This is a genomic window from Crenobacter sp. CS_VA4 (assembly GCF_055597485.1).
Map to the genome: position 1 here is coordinate 1 of NZ_JBVMAE010000031.1, position 16051 is coordinate 16051.

The following is a 16051-nucleotide window of genomic DNA, read 5'->3' on the forward strand; positions in this document are numbered from 1 at the left end:
ACCGGTTATCCCCCTGAACAAACCGTGTCATTGCTCAGTCCTCGGCATGGCATTACGGAAATCATAGCCTTGGGGACGTTTTCACACAGCCTCCGGCCAAAGCGGACGCAGGCTATACGTCTGGCTAGCGCCTGCTTTAAGCCAAAAACAGACGCCCATACCACCCGTTAGGTCTGAGGCGTGTGGTTAACGAGGCGTCTAGGGAAGTGGGGCCGATTCAGTGGGTACTTCCACCTCTTACGCCGTGGTCCGATCAAAGACAGCTTGGCTTCTTCTGCTGCAATAGCTTTTTCTCGGCCACCGCTGCCATCGAGGCATCAGACAAACCGGTGATGCCACAGTCGGGGGCGCTCCACTGTAGAACCAACAATGCCCCCTGAGAGTAGGTCTCTTTCCAAGAAGCAAAGCTGGGCTTAGCTCGGCTCTGCTTCATTGGCATGACGTGGTCAATCAGAAGTGGCTTCATTACGTTCTCCACTGATAGTCATTTCAACATTTCATTTCAAAATGATGACGCACTTCCCTAAGCTGCTGTAGTCACAGCAGACGCAATTTGACTTTTCTAGGGGTTGGGTCCTAAGGCGGATTGCTGGTTTTTTCGTATCGCTAGTATGTGCATCCCCGCGTGAAGTTGTGCTCGCAAGCACAGGTTTTCCGTGGGGGTGATTTAGGGGCAATCAGAAAAAAACTACAACTGATTGACCATCTGCAACTGCAGTACTACTTAGCTTGTCTACGGAGATATCATGAAGAAGCTTGCAATTGCTGTTGCTCTCGCCTTGGTGGCTAATGGCGGCCATGCGATGGAAACAAAGGTCCTCCGCTTTGGCGTTGATCCCACTTATGCCCCATTTGAATCGAAGGCCCCTGATGGTAAGTTAGTCGGTTTCGATATTGATCTCGGCAATGCGATCTGTGAAACACTGAAAGCCAAATGTGTTTGGGTCGAAACTTCCTTCGACGGCATCATTCCTGCACTGAAAGCCAGGAAATTTGATGGGATTCTCTCCTCAATGAGTGTGACGGCGAAGCGGCAGGAACAGATTGCCTTTTCCGACAAAATCGACAATGTCCCTCCCCGCCTGGTAGTGAAGAAAGGCGCGCCTATCCAACCGACGGTCGAGTCGCTCAAAGGTAAGCATGTGGGTATGGAACAGGGGTCGACACAGGAAGCCTATGCCAAGGCGTACTGGGAGCCAAAAGGCGTGATTGTCACGACGTACCAGAATCAAGACCAGGTGTACCAAGACCTGGTGGCTGGCCGCCTGGATGCAGCCCTACAGTCGTCGGTTCAAGCCGACCTGGGTTTCTTGAAGACCGCGGCCGGCCGCGACTATGCCTTTGCCGGCTCCGCGCTGCACGATCCGAAAACCTTGGGCGTTGGTGCTGCTATTGGTCTGCGCAAGGAAGACAATGACTTACGCCTACAGATCAACAAGGCGCTTGCAGAGATGCTGAAGGATGGCACCTACCAGCGCATCGCCAAAAAGTATTTCTCCTTCGATATCTACAACTAAGCGATTTCAATAAGGCGTAGATAGAGCCCCTCCTCTCAAAGGCGGGGCCAATAGGCTTGGAAAATGAGCAGACCCTTGGTCTGCTGCAGGTGCCTTCTGGCAAAGGCTTAGAGAAGCGTCCTCATTTCCTTCCGCCTACGGGAGGCTCGCTCGCACAATCATGGAATTCAAATGACTAAATCTTTTTGGGTGCGCAATGTCCGCCCTTATGGCGGTGACTTTGAAGACATTAAGGTTGTCGATGGGCGAATTGCCGAGCGTCGCCCCGCCGGTACCGAACCGGCAACGAGTATTGACATGGATGGTCAAGGTCAGCTGCTGGTTCCAGCACTAGTGGAGAGCCACATCCATCTGGACAAGACCCTTTGGGGCCTGCCTTGGCGGCCGCATAGTGCCGGGCCGACGCTGAAAGACCGAATTGCTAATGAGCGTAGGGTACTCCGTGAGCTCGAATCCCCCATTGCTGAGCGTGCCGGCGCACTGCTTGAGCAGTGTATTGCTCGCGGTTCTCTCACGTTTCGTTGCCATGTGGATGTCGACCCCGAGCTGGGGCTGAAGCACATTGAGGCCATGCTGGCATTGCGCGAACGATACGCCGATCTTGTTGATATGGAGTTTGTGGCATTCCCACAGGCAGGGCTCATTCGTCACCCAGGCACAGAGGAGTTGATGTGTGAAGCCTTGAAGCTTGGCATTGAAGTCGTGGGTGGATTGGACCCCTGCGGCATCGACAATGACCCCATTGCCCATCTCACTACGGTGTTCGAGATGGCCGAGCGGTTTGGCTGTGGCGTCGATATTCACCTCCATGATGGCGGTGAGCTGGGGCTATGGCAGATTGATCGCATCATCGAGTTCACTGAGCGTTATCAGCTCCAGGGCAAGGTCATGATCAGCCATGCCTTCTGCTTGGGCATGAAGAGCTGGCCCGAGATACGCCCGCTTGCCGAACGGCTTGCGGCCAACCGGATCTCGCTAATGACCACCGCTCCTGCTGATATTGCCATCCCCCCATTTGCCGAGTTGATCGCGACAGGCGTCAACATTTGCCTTGGCTCTGACGGCATTCGTGATGCTTGGTCTCCAATGGGTAATGGCGACATGCTTGAACGCGCCATGTTGCTTGCCTTCCGCTGCGGCATGAGAAGGGACGAAAGCATTTGCACAGCGTTTGACGCCGCAACCCACTATGGCGCAAAGGCGCTTGGCCGCCTCGACTATGGGTTGGAAACGGGACACGCTGCCAACTTCCTATTGTTGCCAGCCGAGACCCTTAGCGAGGCAGTTGTCACTCGCCCGGTGGCCAGAACGGTGATCCGCCGCGGTGTTGTGGTCGCTCGACAGGGGCGTCTGCTTGAGAGTCGCTTGTGAGCCTGGAATTGCCCACCTGCTTGGCAATCCGATTTGACACTCTCATGCATGGATACCTTTATGACCATTCAGAATGACCTAAGCGCAGCCGTAGTGCACGTAGACTTGCTCATCGAACACGGTGTAGTCATCACCGTGGATGAGACTCGGCGAGTGATCCAAGATGGAGCCGTGGCCGTTCGTGGTGATCGCATCATCGCGGTGGGTAGGACGGATGAACTGCGTGTACGCTACACCGCAGACAAAATCATCAACGCCCGGAACAAGGCAGTGCTTCCGGGCCTGATTGACAGCCATGCCCACGCCGGCCATGCCATGTTGAAATCCCTTGGTGGTAGTGATGGTGATGCCTGGACGCTTGCTTGCCAGACCATCTACATGTCAGCCTCCGGCCCGGAGTTTTGGGAAGTGGACGCCAGGTTGTCCGCACTGGAGCGGCTCAAATGCGGCACTACCACGGGGGTGTCGCTACTGGGCGGCGGTGACTCGATCATGCGGGTCGACGATCCCGTCTATGCCCAGCGACATGCCCAAGCTATTGTCGAAACCGGTACCCGCTCTGTGGTGGCGGTAGGGCCGTCACGGCCGGGTGTTCCGCCCACCTATCTGGACTGGTCGACCGAACCTCCACGGCGACATGAAGTCGACTCTGTCACCGTGTTCGAGGTATGCGAAGAAATCGTCAGAACCTGTGAGGGGTTAGGTGGGGGGCGAGTACAAATCGCCATCTCGCTGCCGGTGTATGCACCACAGTATGAGCAAAGTCACCAGGCGCTCGCCCCAGTATTTCGCCAACAGGCACAGGACTACATGGCCCTGGCCCGGCGACACGGTTTGACCTTCACCCAAGATGGCCATCGCGGTGGAACACTGGCGCTGGCACATCGCGAGCTGGGCTTACTCGGCCCGACCTCCGCCATGTCGCACAGTATCGACCTGACAGAAGAAGACATAGCGCTGTGCAGGGAAACCCAGACCAAGATCATTCACAACCCCAGCGCCATCATGTCAATCCTCGGGCGTTGCCCAGTCCCTGAGCTGATCGAGGCCGGAGTGACGGTTGCCATTGGTTCAGACGGCGCGGCCCCGGATCGCAGTTATGACATGTTCCGCCACATGTTCCAGTGCATGCATTATCACCGTCGCCATTTCAGTGACCCGGACATCCTGCCGCATGGCAAGGTTCTGGAAATGGTCACCATCGATGCCGCTAAGGCGCTGTCGTTGGATCACGAGATCGGCTCGCTGGAAGTCGGTAAGAAAGCCGACATCATCCTGGTCGACCTGTTCAAACCGCACCTGATGCCGATGAACATGCCTGTCTACCGTGTTACCTGCTTTGCCAATGGAGGTGATGTCTGTACCACCATCGTCGACGGCAAGATCCTGATGGAAGACTACGTCGTGCGCATGGTTGACGAGCGCGCTGTCCTTGACGCCGCACAAGAAGAGTCGGAACGCATGCTGGCCCGCAGTGGTTTGCGCAGCCTCACTGTGGAGTCGGCCAACCTTTGGCGTGCGGCCCGGTACTAGGTTTACCAGACGGAGGGTGATTGAGAATGGACTGCCCCGACAACGGTAGACATTTCCTGCTTTGAGGATGGATGAACTTCCGCTATGTCGAGTTCAGTCTTACACGATGGGGGAAAGCTGCCGTTCCGCGCGAAGATCCCAACCAACGTCCGGTGACCGCTCTGTAGCGGAAGGTGACTGCTCGGATCTCCGAAGGCAGTAATGGCCGATGCACCGCCATTCTTTTGACAAGGGTCGAATGACCGAGATGGGGCAATGACAGTCATACGCTACGTTCTGAATCAAGCAAGCAGCTGTTCGTCATCATCGATAGCCTCTAACCTTCACAAGAGACTTAGCCGTAGATGCTTGCGGCCTACTGATTACGAATCAGTAGGCCTGTCGATGGGGATTCGAACCCCCGCCATGAGGCGGCGGGGATCGAACCCGCGTCCGTGAGTTCGAATCTCACCATTTCCTCATCGATTCTCCCCCTAGTCCCCTCGGACGATGTAGCCCATCCCCCCGCCCGCGAAGATGTCCGCAACCCTACTGACAGGTTGCGACGATGGCAGCGGACACCCACCACAGCGAACAAGACTGGCACGCCGCCTGCGACGTGCTGGTGATCGGCTTCGGCGCGGCCGGGGCGGCTGCGGCGCTTGAGGCTGCCGAGCAGGGCGCTTCGGTGCTAGTCGCCGAGCGCTTCGGCGGCGGCGGGGCCAGTGCCCTGTCCGGTGGCGTGGTGTACCTGGGCGGTGGCACCGCGCAGCAGCACGAGGCCGGCTTTGCCGACACGCCGGCGGCGATGGCCGATTACCTGCGCCACGAGGTCGGCGACGCGGTGTCGGCCGAAACGCTTCATCGCTTCTGCGCCGACAGCGTCGGGCTGGGCCGCTGGCTCGAAGCGCTCGGCGTCGAGTTCGATGCCTCGGTGCCTCCGCACAAGACGTCTTATCCCAGCGACCAGCATTACCTCTATTACTCCGGCAACGAGACGGTGGCCGCCTACCGCGGCGAGGCGCCGCCGGCGCCGCGCGGTCACCGGGTGAAGGGGCAGGGCATGTCCGGCCGCGTGCTGTTCGCGACCTTGGCCGCCGCGGTTCGCCGCGCCGGCGTTGGCCTGCTGCTGCAGGCGCGCGCCGAGCGGCTCTTGACCGACGAGGCCGGCCGGGTGATCGGTGCCGAGCTGCGCCGCTTGCGCCCGGGCAGCCTCGCCTGCGCCTTGCACCGCTGGCTGGCGCCGCTGGTCTTCACGCTGCACAACGCGCACCCAGCGTTGGGCGGGGCGGCGCGCCGCCTGCTCGGCTGGCTGGAGGGCCGTTTCGGCCAACCTTTCCGGGTCCACGCGCGCCGCGCGGTGGTACTGACCACCGGCGGCTACATCTTCGACCGCGAGCGGGTGGCGCGCGAGGCGCCGGCGTATCGCAGCACCTTCGCGCTCGGCAGCCCCGGTTGCACCGGTAGCGCCTTAAGGTTGGCCGAACCGCTCGGCGCGGCCGCTGAGCACCTCGACCGGATGTCGGCGTGGCGCTTCATCAACCCGCCCTATGCCTGGGTGCACGGCATGCTGGTCAACCGCGTGGGGCGGCGCTTCTGCAACGAGGAACAGTACGGCGCAGCGATCGGCCACGAGCTGGTGGAAAAGCAGGACGGCCGCGCCTGGCTGATCCTCGATGCCGCGCAGTTAAGGACGGCGCTGCACGAGGTGCGCCACGGCGGGCTGTGGCCGTTCCAGAGCGTGCCGGCCTGGCTGCTGATGCGGCTGGCGCGGCGCAAGGGGACGACGCTCGCCGCGCTGGCTCGCCGCATCGGCGTCGACCCGGCATCGCTCGCCGACAGCGTCGAGCGCTACAACGCCGCCGCCGCGGCAGGCAGTGACGCCGAGTTCGGCAAGTCGGCCGCGCTGCTGCAGGCGCTAGACACCGGCCCCTTCTACGCGCTCGACGTCTCGGCGGCGAGCCGCTTGTTTCCCTGCCCGACGATCACCCTCGGCGGCCTAGCGGTCGACGAGGGCAGCGGCGCGGTGCTCGACACCGCGCGCCGGCCCATCGCCGGACTCTATGCCGCCGGCCGCGCCGCGGTCGGCATCGCCTCCTGCCGTTACGTCAGCGGGCTGTCGCTCGCCGACTGTCTCTGGTCGGGACGGCGCGCCGGCCGCCATGCGGCCGAACAGCATATCGGCCGGAATCGTTCGGCCAACCCCCAGCCAATCAGAACCGAGGAGATGACAGATGACACAGCAAGCTGACAAGGGCCGGGTGGCCGGCAAGGTGGCGCTGATCACCGGCGGCGCCAGCGGCGTGGGCCGCGAGGACGCGCTGCTCTTGGCGCGCCAGGGCGCGCGGGTGGTGATCACCGACGTCAACGCCGACGCCGGCCAGGCGCTGGCGAGCGAGATCGGCGACGCGGCGCTGTTCGTGCGTCACGACATCGCCAGCGAAGCCGACTGGCAGCGCGCGATGGAGCTGACGCTGTCGCGCTTCGGCCGGCTCGACGTGCTGGTCAACAACGCGGCGATCCTGCAGCTCGGTTCGATCGAGGACACCACGCTGGAGCAATGGCGTCGCCTGCTCGACATCAATGCGGCGGGTTACTTCCTCGGCTGCCAGTCGGCGGTGAAGGCGATGAAGGACACCGGCGGCGGCTCGATCGTCAATATGTCCTCGCTCGCCGGCATCGGCGGCATGTCGATGTTCTGCGCGTATTCGGCCAGCAAGGGCGCGGTCAGTGCGCTCACCCGCAGCGTCGCCGCCTACTGCAAGCGCCAGAAGTACAACATCCGCTGTAACTCGATCCACCCGGACGGTATCAAGACGCCGATGGTGGCGGCGCTGGCCGCACAGGCCGACCCGAGCCAGATGAGCGATAGCGGTGCCGACCCGCTGGCGCGCATGTGCGAGCCGGTGGACGTCGCCAATGTGGTGCTGTTCCTCGCCTCGGACGAGTCGCGCTGGGTGAACGGGCTGGAGCTGCGCGTCGACAACGGCTTCCTGATGACCGCGGACTGACGCCATGGACTACGCCCGCGAATCCACTCCGGGCTTCTTCCGGCTGCGCGTCGCCGAGGTGCGCGCCGAAACGCCCGATGCCAAGTCCTTCGTGTTCGAGGTGCCCACCACGTTGGCCGAACGGTTCCGCGCCCGGCCCGGGCAATTTTTGACCTTCCGGCTGCCGGTGGCGGGCGAGGCGCTGATCCGCTGTTACTCGCTGGCGAGCAGCCCGGCACTCGCCGAGGCGCCGAAGGTGACGGTGAAACGGGTGCGCGACGGCCGGGCGTCGAACTGGCTGTGCGACCACATTGTCGCCGGCGACTGGCTGGAGGTGGCGGCGCCTGCCGGCCTGTTCGTGCCGGCCAGCCTCGACGCCGACCTGTTGCTGTTCGCCGGCGGCAGCGGCATCACCCCGGTGATCGCCATCGCCAAGTCGGCGCTGGCCACCGGGCGCGGATCGGTGACGCTGCTGTACGCCAACCGCGACGAGCGCTCGGTGATCTTCGCCGCCGAGCTGGCCGAACTGGCACGCACCCATCCGCAACGATTCCGGGTGATCCACTGGCTCGATGTCGTTCAAGGCATCACGTCGGCCGAACAGCTGGCTAGCCTCGCCGCGCCGTGGCGCGATGCCGACGCCTTCATCTGCGGGCCGGCGCCGTTCATGGCCGCCGCCGAGGCGGCGCTGGCGAGCATCGGCATGCCGGCCGCGCGGGTGCATCTGGAGCGCTTCGTCGCCGGTGACGCGCCGGCTCCGGTGGTTGGAGCCGAGACTGCGCACGTCGAGGTGGCACTCGACGACGAGGTCTACGCCTTCGACTGGCAGCCGGGCGAAGTGCTGCTCGACGCGATGGGCCGCGCCGGCATGAAGCCGCCGTCGTCCTGCCGCGCCGGCGCCTGCGGCGCGTGTATGTGCAAGGTCGAGGCGGGCGAAGTCAGCATGGCCGGCAATCAGGTGCTCGACGCCGCCGAGTTGGCCGAAGGCTGGATCCTGGCCTGCCAGGCGCGGCCGGTGTCGGCCACCTTGCGCGTCGCCTTTCCTTAGAGCCGCTAACAAAACCCTCCTGGCGTTGTTGCCCTGCCTTGCCGTACGACTTGTACTGTCTGCGGCAGGGCGCCTAGCCAGGACCGCTTCGCTGGGTTTTGTTAGCGACTCTTCATGTGAAGACAGAGTCGGGCCGCCCTCGCGGCCCATCCCATCCCCATGCCGGTTTTGCCCGGCGCCTGTCCAAGGATCACCGTTCCATGGCTGCGACCTATTCGACCATTCCGCAACTGATCGCCGACCGCGCCGTGCGCGATGCGGAGCGTACGGCGATCGATCACGACGGCGTGGCCCTGAGCTACGCCGAACTCGACGCGCTCCGCCGCCGCGCCGCCGCCGCCTTGCTCACCTTCGGCATCGAGAAAGGCGACCGGGTGGCGATCTGGGCGCCCAATTGCCCCGAGTGGATCGTCGCCGCGCTGGCGATCCACAGCGTCGGCGCGGTGCTGGTGCCGATCAACACCCGGATGAAGGGCATGGAGGCCGGCTATATCCTGGCCAAGAGCGGCGCGCGGCTGCTGTTCTGCACCGGCGATTTCCTGGACGCGCGTTACCCGGCGCTGCTGGCCGGCCACCGTCCAGCTACTTTGGAACAGCTGGTGGTGATCGGCGATGCCGAGCCGGGCGAGCTCGACTGGGGCGGCTTCGTCGCGCAGGGCGACGCGGTGGACGACGCAGTGGTGAACGAGTGCGCCGCCGCGGTCGGGCAGGATGACCTGTCCGACCTGATGTTCACCTCGGGCACCACCGGCCACCCCAAGGGGGTGATGACCCGCCACGGCCAGAACCTGCGCGGCGTCGCCGCCTGGGCCGGCTGCATGCGCCTGAGCCCGGCCGACCGTTACCTGATCGTCAACCCGTTCTTCCACACCTTCGGCTACAAGGCCGGCTGGCTCGCGGCGCTGACGGCCGGCGCCACCGTGCTGATGGAGCCGGTGTTCGACACGCGCCGGGTGCTGAAGCGGATCGAGCAGGAGCGCGTCAGCGTGCTGCCCGGCCCGCCGACCTTGTTCCACAGCCTGTTGGCCGAAGCGGACCTGGCGAGCTTCGACCTGTCCAGCCTGCGTGCCAGCGTCACCGGCGCGGCGACGATCCCGCCGGTGCTGATCGAACGGATGCGCAAGGAGCTGGGCTTCGAGATCGTGCTGACCGGTTATGGACTGACCGAATCCTGCGGCTTCGCCGCGATGAGCGAGGCCACCGACGACCCGCTCACCACCGCCACCAGCTGCGGCCACGCGCTGCCGGGGGTGGAGCTCTGCTGCGTCGATGCGGCAGGTCGACCGGTGGCGGCGGGGCAGGAGGGCGAGCTGTTGCTGCGCGGCTACAACGTGATGGCCGGCTATTTCGACGACGCGGCCGCGACCGCCGCCACCATCGATAACGACGGCTGGCTGCACACCGGCGACGTCGGCGTGCTGGACGAGCGCGGCTATCTGCGCATCACCGACCGCATCAAGGACCTGTTCATCGTCGGTGGCTTCAACTGCTATCCGGCCGAGATCGAACGGCTGCTCGCCAACCATCCGGGCGTCGCGCAGTCGGCGGTGATCGGCATGCCCGACGAGCGCCTCGGCGAAGTCGGCTGGGCCTATGTGGTGGCGCGCCAGGGTATCGAGCTGACCGAGGCCGGGCTGATCGCCTGGTGCCGCGAGCAGATGGCCAACTACAAGGTGCCGCGCCGGGTGCTGTTGGTCGACGCGCTGCCCACCAATGCATCCGGCAAGGTCGTGAAGTACCAGTTGCGCGAGCGGGCGGGGGAGGAGCTGCGGGTGGCGGGATAGGGTATCGCACCGTAGCCCGGAGGAGGCCCTACGGGCCGAGTCCGGGGAGTGTCGTCAGTCATGTCCCGGACGCGGGCTTGCGCCCTTCTCCGGGCTACGGAAGTGCCGACCAATGCGTCGGGCAAGATGGTGAGGTATCAGTTGCGGGAGCGGGCGGGGGAGGTGTTGCGGGAGGTGGGGTAGGGCGTCGTCGTCCGGCAGGGGAGCGGTTGCTCGACCTCGCGCGGTCGCCAGCACGCCCTGCTCGGCGAAGACGTCATAACGTAAATCGGCATTGATTAATCGCAATGCTTTGCCATATTGCAGGATATGGACATGGTATGTGTACGAACCTGATCTCTCCGGCGGGCCGAAGAACCTCAAAAAGTATCTGATCCCTGTTCGTCGGGTGAGTTGTTAACGACTTAATCGAGCAGTGTATTGCGGCTGATCTACCTTTGCGGCCGGCTGCTTGAACTTTGAACTCAAAGGGAAGCCATGGATACCATTGTATATTTTCTCTTCGGGATGGTGGTTTATGGCGCAGGCCCCTGCGCTATTGCCTATATGGTTTTCCGGTTTTTGAGGGAAAAGCGGCCGGGATACAGACCCATCATTCAGCACCACGATCGGCACCACGATGACGGCCATATTCACTCGGGGAGATGGGCAAGGCCATAGTCTGTACTACCTCTTAATAATGCAATCGGAGCGTAGCCGATTGCGTTACCGCTTCACCCGGTATATGACCAGTTATCTGGTTCAACGTGCCGGGTGAAAAAACACAGCGCCTTCCGTGCTCAATATGAGCCGGAAGGCGCTGTGTTTTTGGCATCGTGGAAACGAGCAGCCGCTACTAGGTCGTTAAGCCGATGGGCCGTACGGCCGGCCCCTGCCGCCACGCAGCACCGTAGCCCGGAGGAGGCCCAGGGGGCCGAGTCCGGGGAGCCCAGCCAGCCATTCCCCGGACGCGGGCTGCGCCCTTCTCCGGGCTACGGGACCTGAGCGACTGACTGATAGGCGAACGCGTACTATCTTGTCTTACACAGGGTTTCAGCCGTGGCTCGACACGGTGAGAGCGCTCGCGCCATGCGGGAGGAAGATGGGATAGAGGAAGCAGAACATGGTCTACCCATACTCGCCGATCGGCCGCATCGCCGCAGTTCTGTTGGCATTTGTCGCCCTGGTGCAAACCGTTGGCGGTGCTTCCAAGCCGACCGTTCAGGGGGAACGTGCGGAGTTGTCCTATGGGTACTACGAGACAAACGGGAAATCAGTCTATCTAAAAGAACTGGCGATTGACGGTAGCAAGCTGTCCGGCAAGGAATACCTGGCGCCGGGATCTCACAAGGTCACGGTAAAAGTGCTGTGGTCCAATGAATGGGAGGACGAAACGGCGCTCGATGCCGAGCTTGCTGCAGAGCGCCAGTATGTCGTCTTGGCCTATGAACTTGCCCCAGGTCAGCCCCCTTCAAGCGCGGTGCTGAAGCCTTATTCCGAGCCCAGCCTCGGCAAGATTGCGGGAGCAGGGGCTGCACAAGGTGCGCTTATAGGAGCCCTTCCGCTCATCATACTGACGGCTCCGATATGGGGGCCAATATGGTGGGCGGTCCACACACGCACTCCGTCTCCAATGGGAAGACCATTTGAGCACTGTTGCTTCGTCTGGATTCAGGATGTGCACTCAGGGGCTGTTGTGGCGGGCATGAGTCCACTGGGGTAACGTGAATGAGCCTAAAAATAAATCTGTCCCCTTTTCCTACTTTTCCTATCCCCCATGTCCGTATCCCCCATGTCCGGGCGCAGGCTGTGCCCTTTTCCGCATGAGAAAGGGGGGATTTATTTTTTAGGAGGCCGAACTGTTCGTGGCGACTACTCTCAACAGTTTAGGGTTTAAAAATAAATCTGTCCCCTTTTCGGTTTCCCCTTTTCTGGTTGTGGCAGGTATGAGTCCACTGGGGGGCGCGTGAATAATCCTTAATAAATCAGGCCCCATTTTTCCAATATGGGTTAAGCGTCTTAGTTTGCCTTTGATGGCCAAAGGGCAAGTTTGGTCTCGTCTCTAACGATCTCATCACTAATTAATAGAGGATGGTGGGGCTCACCTCTCTTTGTGTAACAAAGACATCGTGCTGATCCGAGCAATGCCAATACTGTACCTGAAGCATTAACGGTGCGCCCCTTATTGCCCCAAGCCACTATTGACTCCTTAGCGAGTGAGCGAAGCATTCGAAGCGCTGCGTCATTGATGGGGTCATGTTCGCGGTGGTGAGCCAGCAAGTCTTTAGCAGACTTAGTTCGCCATGCAATGACGTTCCCAAATAGAAGGCCGCCGTAGCCCCACCACTTTGACCACTTCTTGCACTGCTCCAGCGTGTTTCGGCGTCGTTGCTCGGTCTCGCCAGTGCCGGGGTTAAGCATTACCCACAGCACGAGCTTTCCCTGCGGATCCCAAATTTCCGAATAGGCGTAGCGCTTCGTTTTGTCCACCGAGTACATGAACTCTTGCGCCGAGTTGTCGGGTGCCAAGGTTGATACCACTTCCAGGTCGTGTGACGAAGCGTACTCATGAAATGTGATCGATGTTGTCATGCGAAGAACTGTGTATACCTAATATGATGTATGCGCCTTAAATGACACATTTAATAGAGAAGGGGGATGGATTTATTTTTTAGGAAGCCGAACTGTTGATGACGACTACGCCAAACAGTTTAGGGTGGTAAAAATAAATCTTTCCCCTTTTCGCATTTTTATGAAAATTCCATTGGAAAATCACGTTCAAGCTCCTGAAGGTTCATGAGAAGTAGTCTTAGTTCGCGGTTAAGATATTCTCTCCAGGTGAAAATAACTGTTTCTGAGAAAATTGTAGCCAAAATAAAAATAACATAAAAACACAAAGTGAGTTGATCTTTATAAACCCAAGAGAGTGGGCTCACCTTTACAACCCATCCGATGCATAAAAGAACAAAACTAACTATCATCATGAAAATTAAACGCTTAATATGGGGGCGCTCTATATAATAACCACTAATCAATGTGACTCCTGATTTGAAAATATTTACTGCTTGCTTTCTTGCTAATGTTCCTGTGGTATCTTCCTGTAAAAGTGAAATCATTGCACTCTTCAAAATAGAGCCAATTTCTTTGCGACGATAAGTCCATGAATATAAATCCAAACACAAATATATGAAGTAAATTGTTCCAAATATGTGTATGGATTTTGCAGTTAGTAGCAGCGAAACTAAAAGAATGCCAACTCCAAAAATTATGGCCGACTGGATGAAAAAACTCGTTGGAACGTAGCACCTTGGATCTAACCATTCGATAAGAGTTTTAAGTTCAAGTTTTCCAGAAAAAATCCAAAGCACCGCAAGAACACCTATGATTGTCAAGGTGATAAAATATGCATAATCATTTATTGATAGCAAGCCTTTTCGATAAATGGCCTTTAATAGTTCATCCAATATGTACTTTAAAGTCAATACTCCGCATATTATTTGTGTTGTCGCTCGTTCTGCATCGAGAAGGCTTTCACTCTGATCTTTTATATTATTTTTATTTGCCATGTATCTCGTGCTCACTTTCACACCCTCCATTGCTGCTAAGATGTTTAGCAATGTATAACCCTATCTCCGCTTGTCTGCCCTGACACTGGCTAAAAGACACAGATCGTGATGCGTTTCATGTCTTGCTATGTATTTGTAGGCTCAATCTACGGATGATTCTGAGGAAACTGCTGTCTTATTGTCTTGATTTAGGTATGGTCGGCTCGATGATGGATGATCAATGGAGCCATAAATCCAAGCCTGTACACCTCAAATGTCCAAATATTGAATTTTTCAGGGGCGGCAACATAAATTTATGCTAGATCATTTATGGGTTGTTGCAATTGGCATTGACAGTTGGCAGACCGATTTTTTCCACAAGGAGGTGCTTCGCATTCCTCCATCCACATCTTCCCCTTAGTCCCATCAGACGATGTCCCCCCTGTTCCGCGCGGCTACAGTCCGCCCCAAGCACTGGCGGTCTGCGCCAAGCGCACGGAACAGGAGGAGCACATGATCGACATTCGCGGCCTGGCCTATATCGTGGCCGAGGCGCAAGACCCGCAAGCGTGGCGCCCGTTCGGCGAACAGGTGCTCGGCACGATGGTGAACGACGCGCCGGACGGCGGCGTGTACCTGAAGCTTGACGAGCGTCACTTCCGCATCGCGGTACAGGCCGGTTCGGCCAACCGTTACTACGCCTCGGGCTGGGAGGTGGCCGACCAGGCGGCGTTCGACGCCGCGATTGCCGCGCTGAACAAGGCCGGGGTCGAGACGATCCGCGCCGATGCGGCGCTGAAGGCGGCGCGCCAGGTGCTGGATCTGGTGTCGTTCGTCGACCCGTCCGGCAACCGCCACGAGCTGGCGCTGGGCTTCAAGAGCGATTTCGCGCGCTTCGCGTCGCCGCAGGGGGTGCCGCACTTCGTCACCGGCCACCTGGGCATGGGGCACACCGTGCTGCCGGCGCCGAACTTCGACGCCACCGCCGCGTTCTTCCGCGACGTGCTGGGCTTCGGCCAGGCGGACACCTTTATCCACCGTTTCGCGCCGGACGCCCCGGCGCAGCGCATCCACTTCCTGCATTGCGGCAACGCCCGCCACCACAGCCTGGCGCTGTTCGAGGGCGAGGTGCCGTCCGGCTGCGTGCACGCGATGGTCGAGGTGCCGAGCATGGACGAGGTGGGCCGCGCGCAGGACCGCATGGAAAAAGCCGGCGTGAAGCTGATGGCCACGCTGGGCCGCCATGTGAACGACCACATGATGTCCTTCTACATGCTGACGCCGTCCGGCTTTGCACTGGAGTACGGCTGCGAGGGCCGGTTGGTGGACTGGGACGAGCACGTGGTGTTCGAGTCCACCGCGGTCAGCCAGTGGGGCCACGATTTCAGCGTCGGTTTCAGGGAGTGATGCGATGACCCGGCAACTCGATAAACGGACCAGCCTTGCCGAGGTGGTGGGGCAGTTGAAAAGCGGCATGACCATCGGCATCGGCGGCTGGGGCCCGCGCCGCAAACCGATGGCGCTGGTGCGCGCGATCCTGCGATCGGACTTGAAAGACCTGACCATCGTCGGCTACGGCGGCCCGGAGATGGGCATGCTGTGCGCGGCCGGCAAGGTAAAGAAGCTGGTCTACGGCTTCGTGTCGATGGACTTCATCCCGCTGGAGCCGTTCTTCCGCCGCGCCCGCGAGCGCGGCGAGGTGAACGTCAGCGAGCTGGACGAAGGCCTGCTGAACCTGGGCCTGCGCGCCGCCGGCATGCGCGTGCCCTTCCTGCCGACCCGGGTGGGCCTCGGCACCGACCTGTTGACCCACAACCCCGAACTGCGCCTGGTGCGCTCGCCGTACGCCGACGAGGAGACGCTGCTGGCGATGCCGGCGATTCCGCTCGACGTGGCGCTGCTGCACGTCGACTACGCCGACCGGCTCGGCAATACCCAGATCCACGGCCCGGACCCGTTCTTCGACGAGCAGATGGCCCGTGCGGCCGAGCGCACCTTCGTCAGTGCCGAATATGTGGTCGACAGCCTGGCCGATGGCTGCGGCGACACCGCCAAGCGCAATTACTTCGAGCGCTCGCTGGTGTCCGGCGTGGTGTACGCGCCGGGCGGGGCGCACCCGACCTCGTGCGCGCCGCAGTACGGCTGGGACGCGGCGCACCTGAAGGACTACGTCGCCGCCGCCGGCAAGGACGACGGTTGGCAGCGCTACGCCAACCAGTACCTGGGCCGCGACGAGGCCGACTACCTGCAGCGGGTCGGAGGCCTGTCGCACGTGACCCAATTGCCGCTGCCGGTGCTGTGAGGA

14 protein-coding genes are annotated in these 16051 nt (G+C 60.6%); 10 read left to right on the top strand and 4 right to left on the bottom strand.

What is annotated here, in order from left to right; all coding sequences use genetic code 11:
• Positions 1-253: 253 nt before the first annotated feature.
• Positions 254-466, bottom strand: a complete 213-nt coding sequence (locus ACZ2IA_RS19595) for a hypothetical protein (protein ID WP_470294273.1) — start codon at positions 464-466, stop codon at positions 254-256.
• 280 nt (positions 467-746) lie between these two features.
• Here ACZ2IA_RS19595 and ACZ2IA_RS19600 point away from each other — a divergent pair, with 280 nt between their 5' ends.
• From ACZ2IA_RS19600 to ACZ2IA_RS19630, 7 genes are all read left to right on the top strand, one after another.
• Positions 747-1517: an ABC transporter substrate-binding protein gene (locus ACZ2IA_RS19600; RefSeq protein ID WP_470294274.1), complete on the top strand. Its 771-nt coding sequence runs from the start codon at positions 747-749 to the stop codon at positions 1515-1517.
• Positions 1518-1688: 171 nt separating this feature from the next.
• Entirely contained in the window at positions 1689-2888 is a 1200-nt protein-coding gene (locus tag ACZ2IA_RS19605) for an amidohydrolase family protein (protein ID WP_470294275.1), read from the top strand.
• Positions 2889-2948: 60 nt separating this feature from the next.
• Positions 2949-4421 carry an amidohydrolase family protein gene (locus ACZ2IA_RS19610; protein WP_470294276.1) on the top strand — a complete coding sequence of 491 codons (1473 nt, stop codon included), beginning with the start codon at positions 2949-2951 and terminating at the stop codon, positions 4419-4421.
• Positions 4422-4968: 547 nt separating this feature from the next.
• Complete coding sequence (locus ACZ2IA_RS19615; RefSeq protein ID WP_470294277.1) at positions 4969-6651, top strand: FAD-binding protein; 1683 nt, start codon at positions 4969-4971, stop codon at positions 6649-6651.
• Entirely contained in the window at positions 6635-7411 is a 777-nt protein-coding gene (locus ACZ2IA_RS19620; RefSeq protein WP_470294278.1) for a glucose 1-dehydrogenase, read from the top strand. Before ACZ2IA_RS19615 ends, ACZ2IA_RS19620 begins: the two co-directional genes overlap by 17 nt.
• Positions 7412-7415: 4 nt before the next feature.
• Positions 7416-8438 (top strand): 2Fe-2S iron-sulfur cluster-binding protein, encoded by a 1023-nt coding sequence (locus tag ACZ2IA_RS19625; RefSeq protein ID WP_470294279.1) that lies wholly within the window; start codon positions 7416-7418, stop codon positions 8436-8438.
• A 200-nt stretch (positions 8439-8638) separates the two neighbouring features.
• Positions 8639-10222 carry a FadD3 family acyl-CoA ligase gene (locus ACZ2IA_RS19630; protein ID WP_470294280.1) on the top strand — a complete coding sequence of 528 codons (1584 nt, stop codon included), beginning with the start codon at positions 8639-8641 and terminating at the stop codon, positions 10220-10222.
• Positions 10223-10618: 396 nt separating this feature from the next.
• On the opposite strand, the gene ACZ2IA_RS19635 is transcribed toward ACZ2IA_RS19630, so the two are convergent.
• Positions 10619-10852 (bottom strand): hypothetical protein, encoded by a 234-nt coding sequence (locus ACZ2IA_RS19635; RefSeq protein WP_470294281.1) that lies wholly within the window; start codon positions 10850-10852, stop codon positions 10619-10621.
• 472 nt (positions 10853-11324) lie between these two features.
• Between ACZ2IA_RS19635 and ACZ2IA_RS19640 the strand changes: the two genes are divergently transcribed.
• The gene (locus tag ACZ2IA_RS19640; protein WP_470294282.1) at positions 11325-11924 is read left to right on the top strand and encodes a hypothetical protein; all 600 of its coding nucleotides are present in this window, start codon (positions 11325-11327) and stop codon (positions 11922-11924) included.
• 296 nt (positions 11925-12220) lie between these two features.
• Here the strand turns inward: ACZ2IA_RS19640 and ACZ2IA_RS19645 are convergent, their stop codons facing one another.
• Positions 12221-12793, bottom strand: a complete 573-nt coding sequence (locus tag ACZ2IA_RS19645) for a DUF1643 domain-containing protein (RefSeq protein ID WP_470294283.1) — start codon at positions 12791-12793, stop codon at positions 12221-12223.
• A gap of 158 nt (positions 12794-12951) precedes the next feature.
• Positions 12952-13767 carry a hypothetical protein gene (locus ACZ2IA_RS19650; protein ID WP_470294284.1) on the bottom strand — a complete coding sequence of 272 codons (816 nt, stop codon included), beginning with the start codon at positions 13765-13767 and terminating at the stop codon, positions 12952-12954.
• 492 nt (positions 13768-14259) lie between these two features.
• On the opposite strand from ACZ2IA_RS19650, the gene ACZ2IA_RS19655 reads away from it, so the two are divergent.
• The gene (locus ACZ2IA_RS19655; protein ID WP_470294285.1) at positions 14260-15153 is read left to right on the top strand and encodes a VOC family protein; all 894 of its coding nucleotides are present in this window, start codon (positions 14260-14262) and stop codon (positions 15151-15153) included.
• 4 nt (positions 15154-15157) lie between these two features.
• Positions 15158-16048 carry a CoA transferase subunit A gene (locus tag ACZ2IA_RS19660; RefSeq protein WP_470294286.1) on the top strand — a complete coding sequence of 297 codons (891 nt, stop codon included), beginning with the start codon at positions 15158-15160 and terminating at the stop codon, positions 16046-16048.
• Positions 16049-16051: the final 3 nt, after the last annotated feature.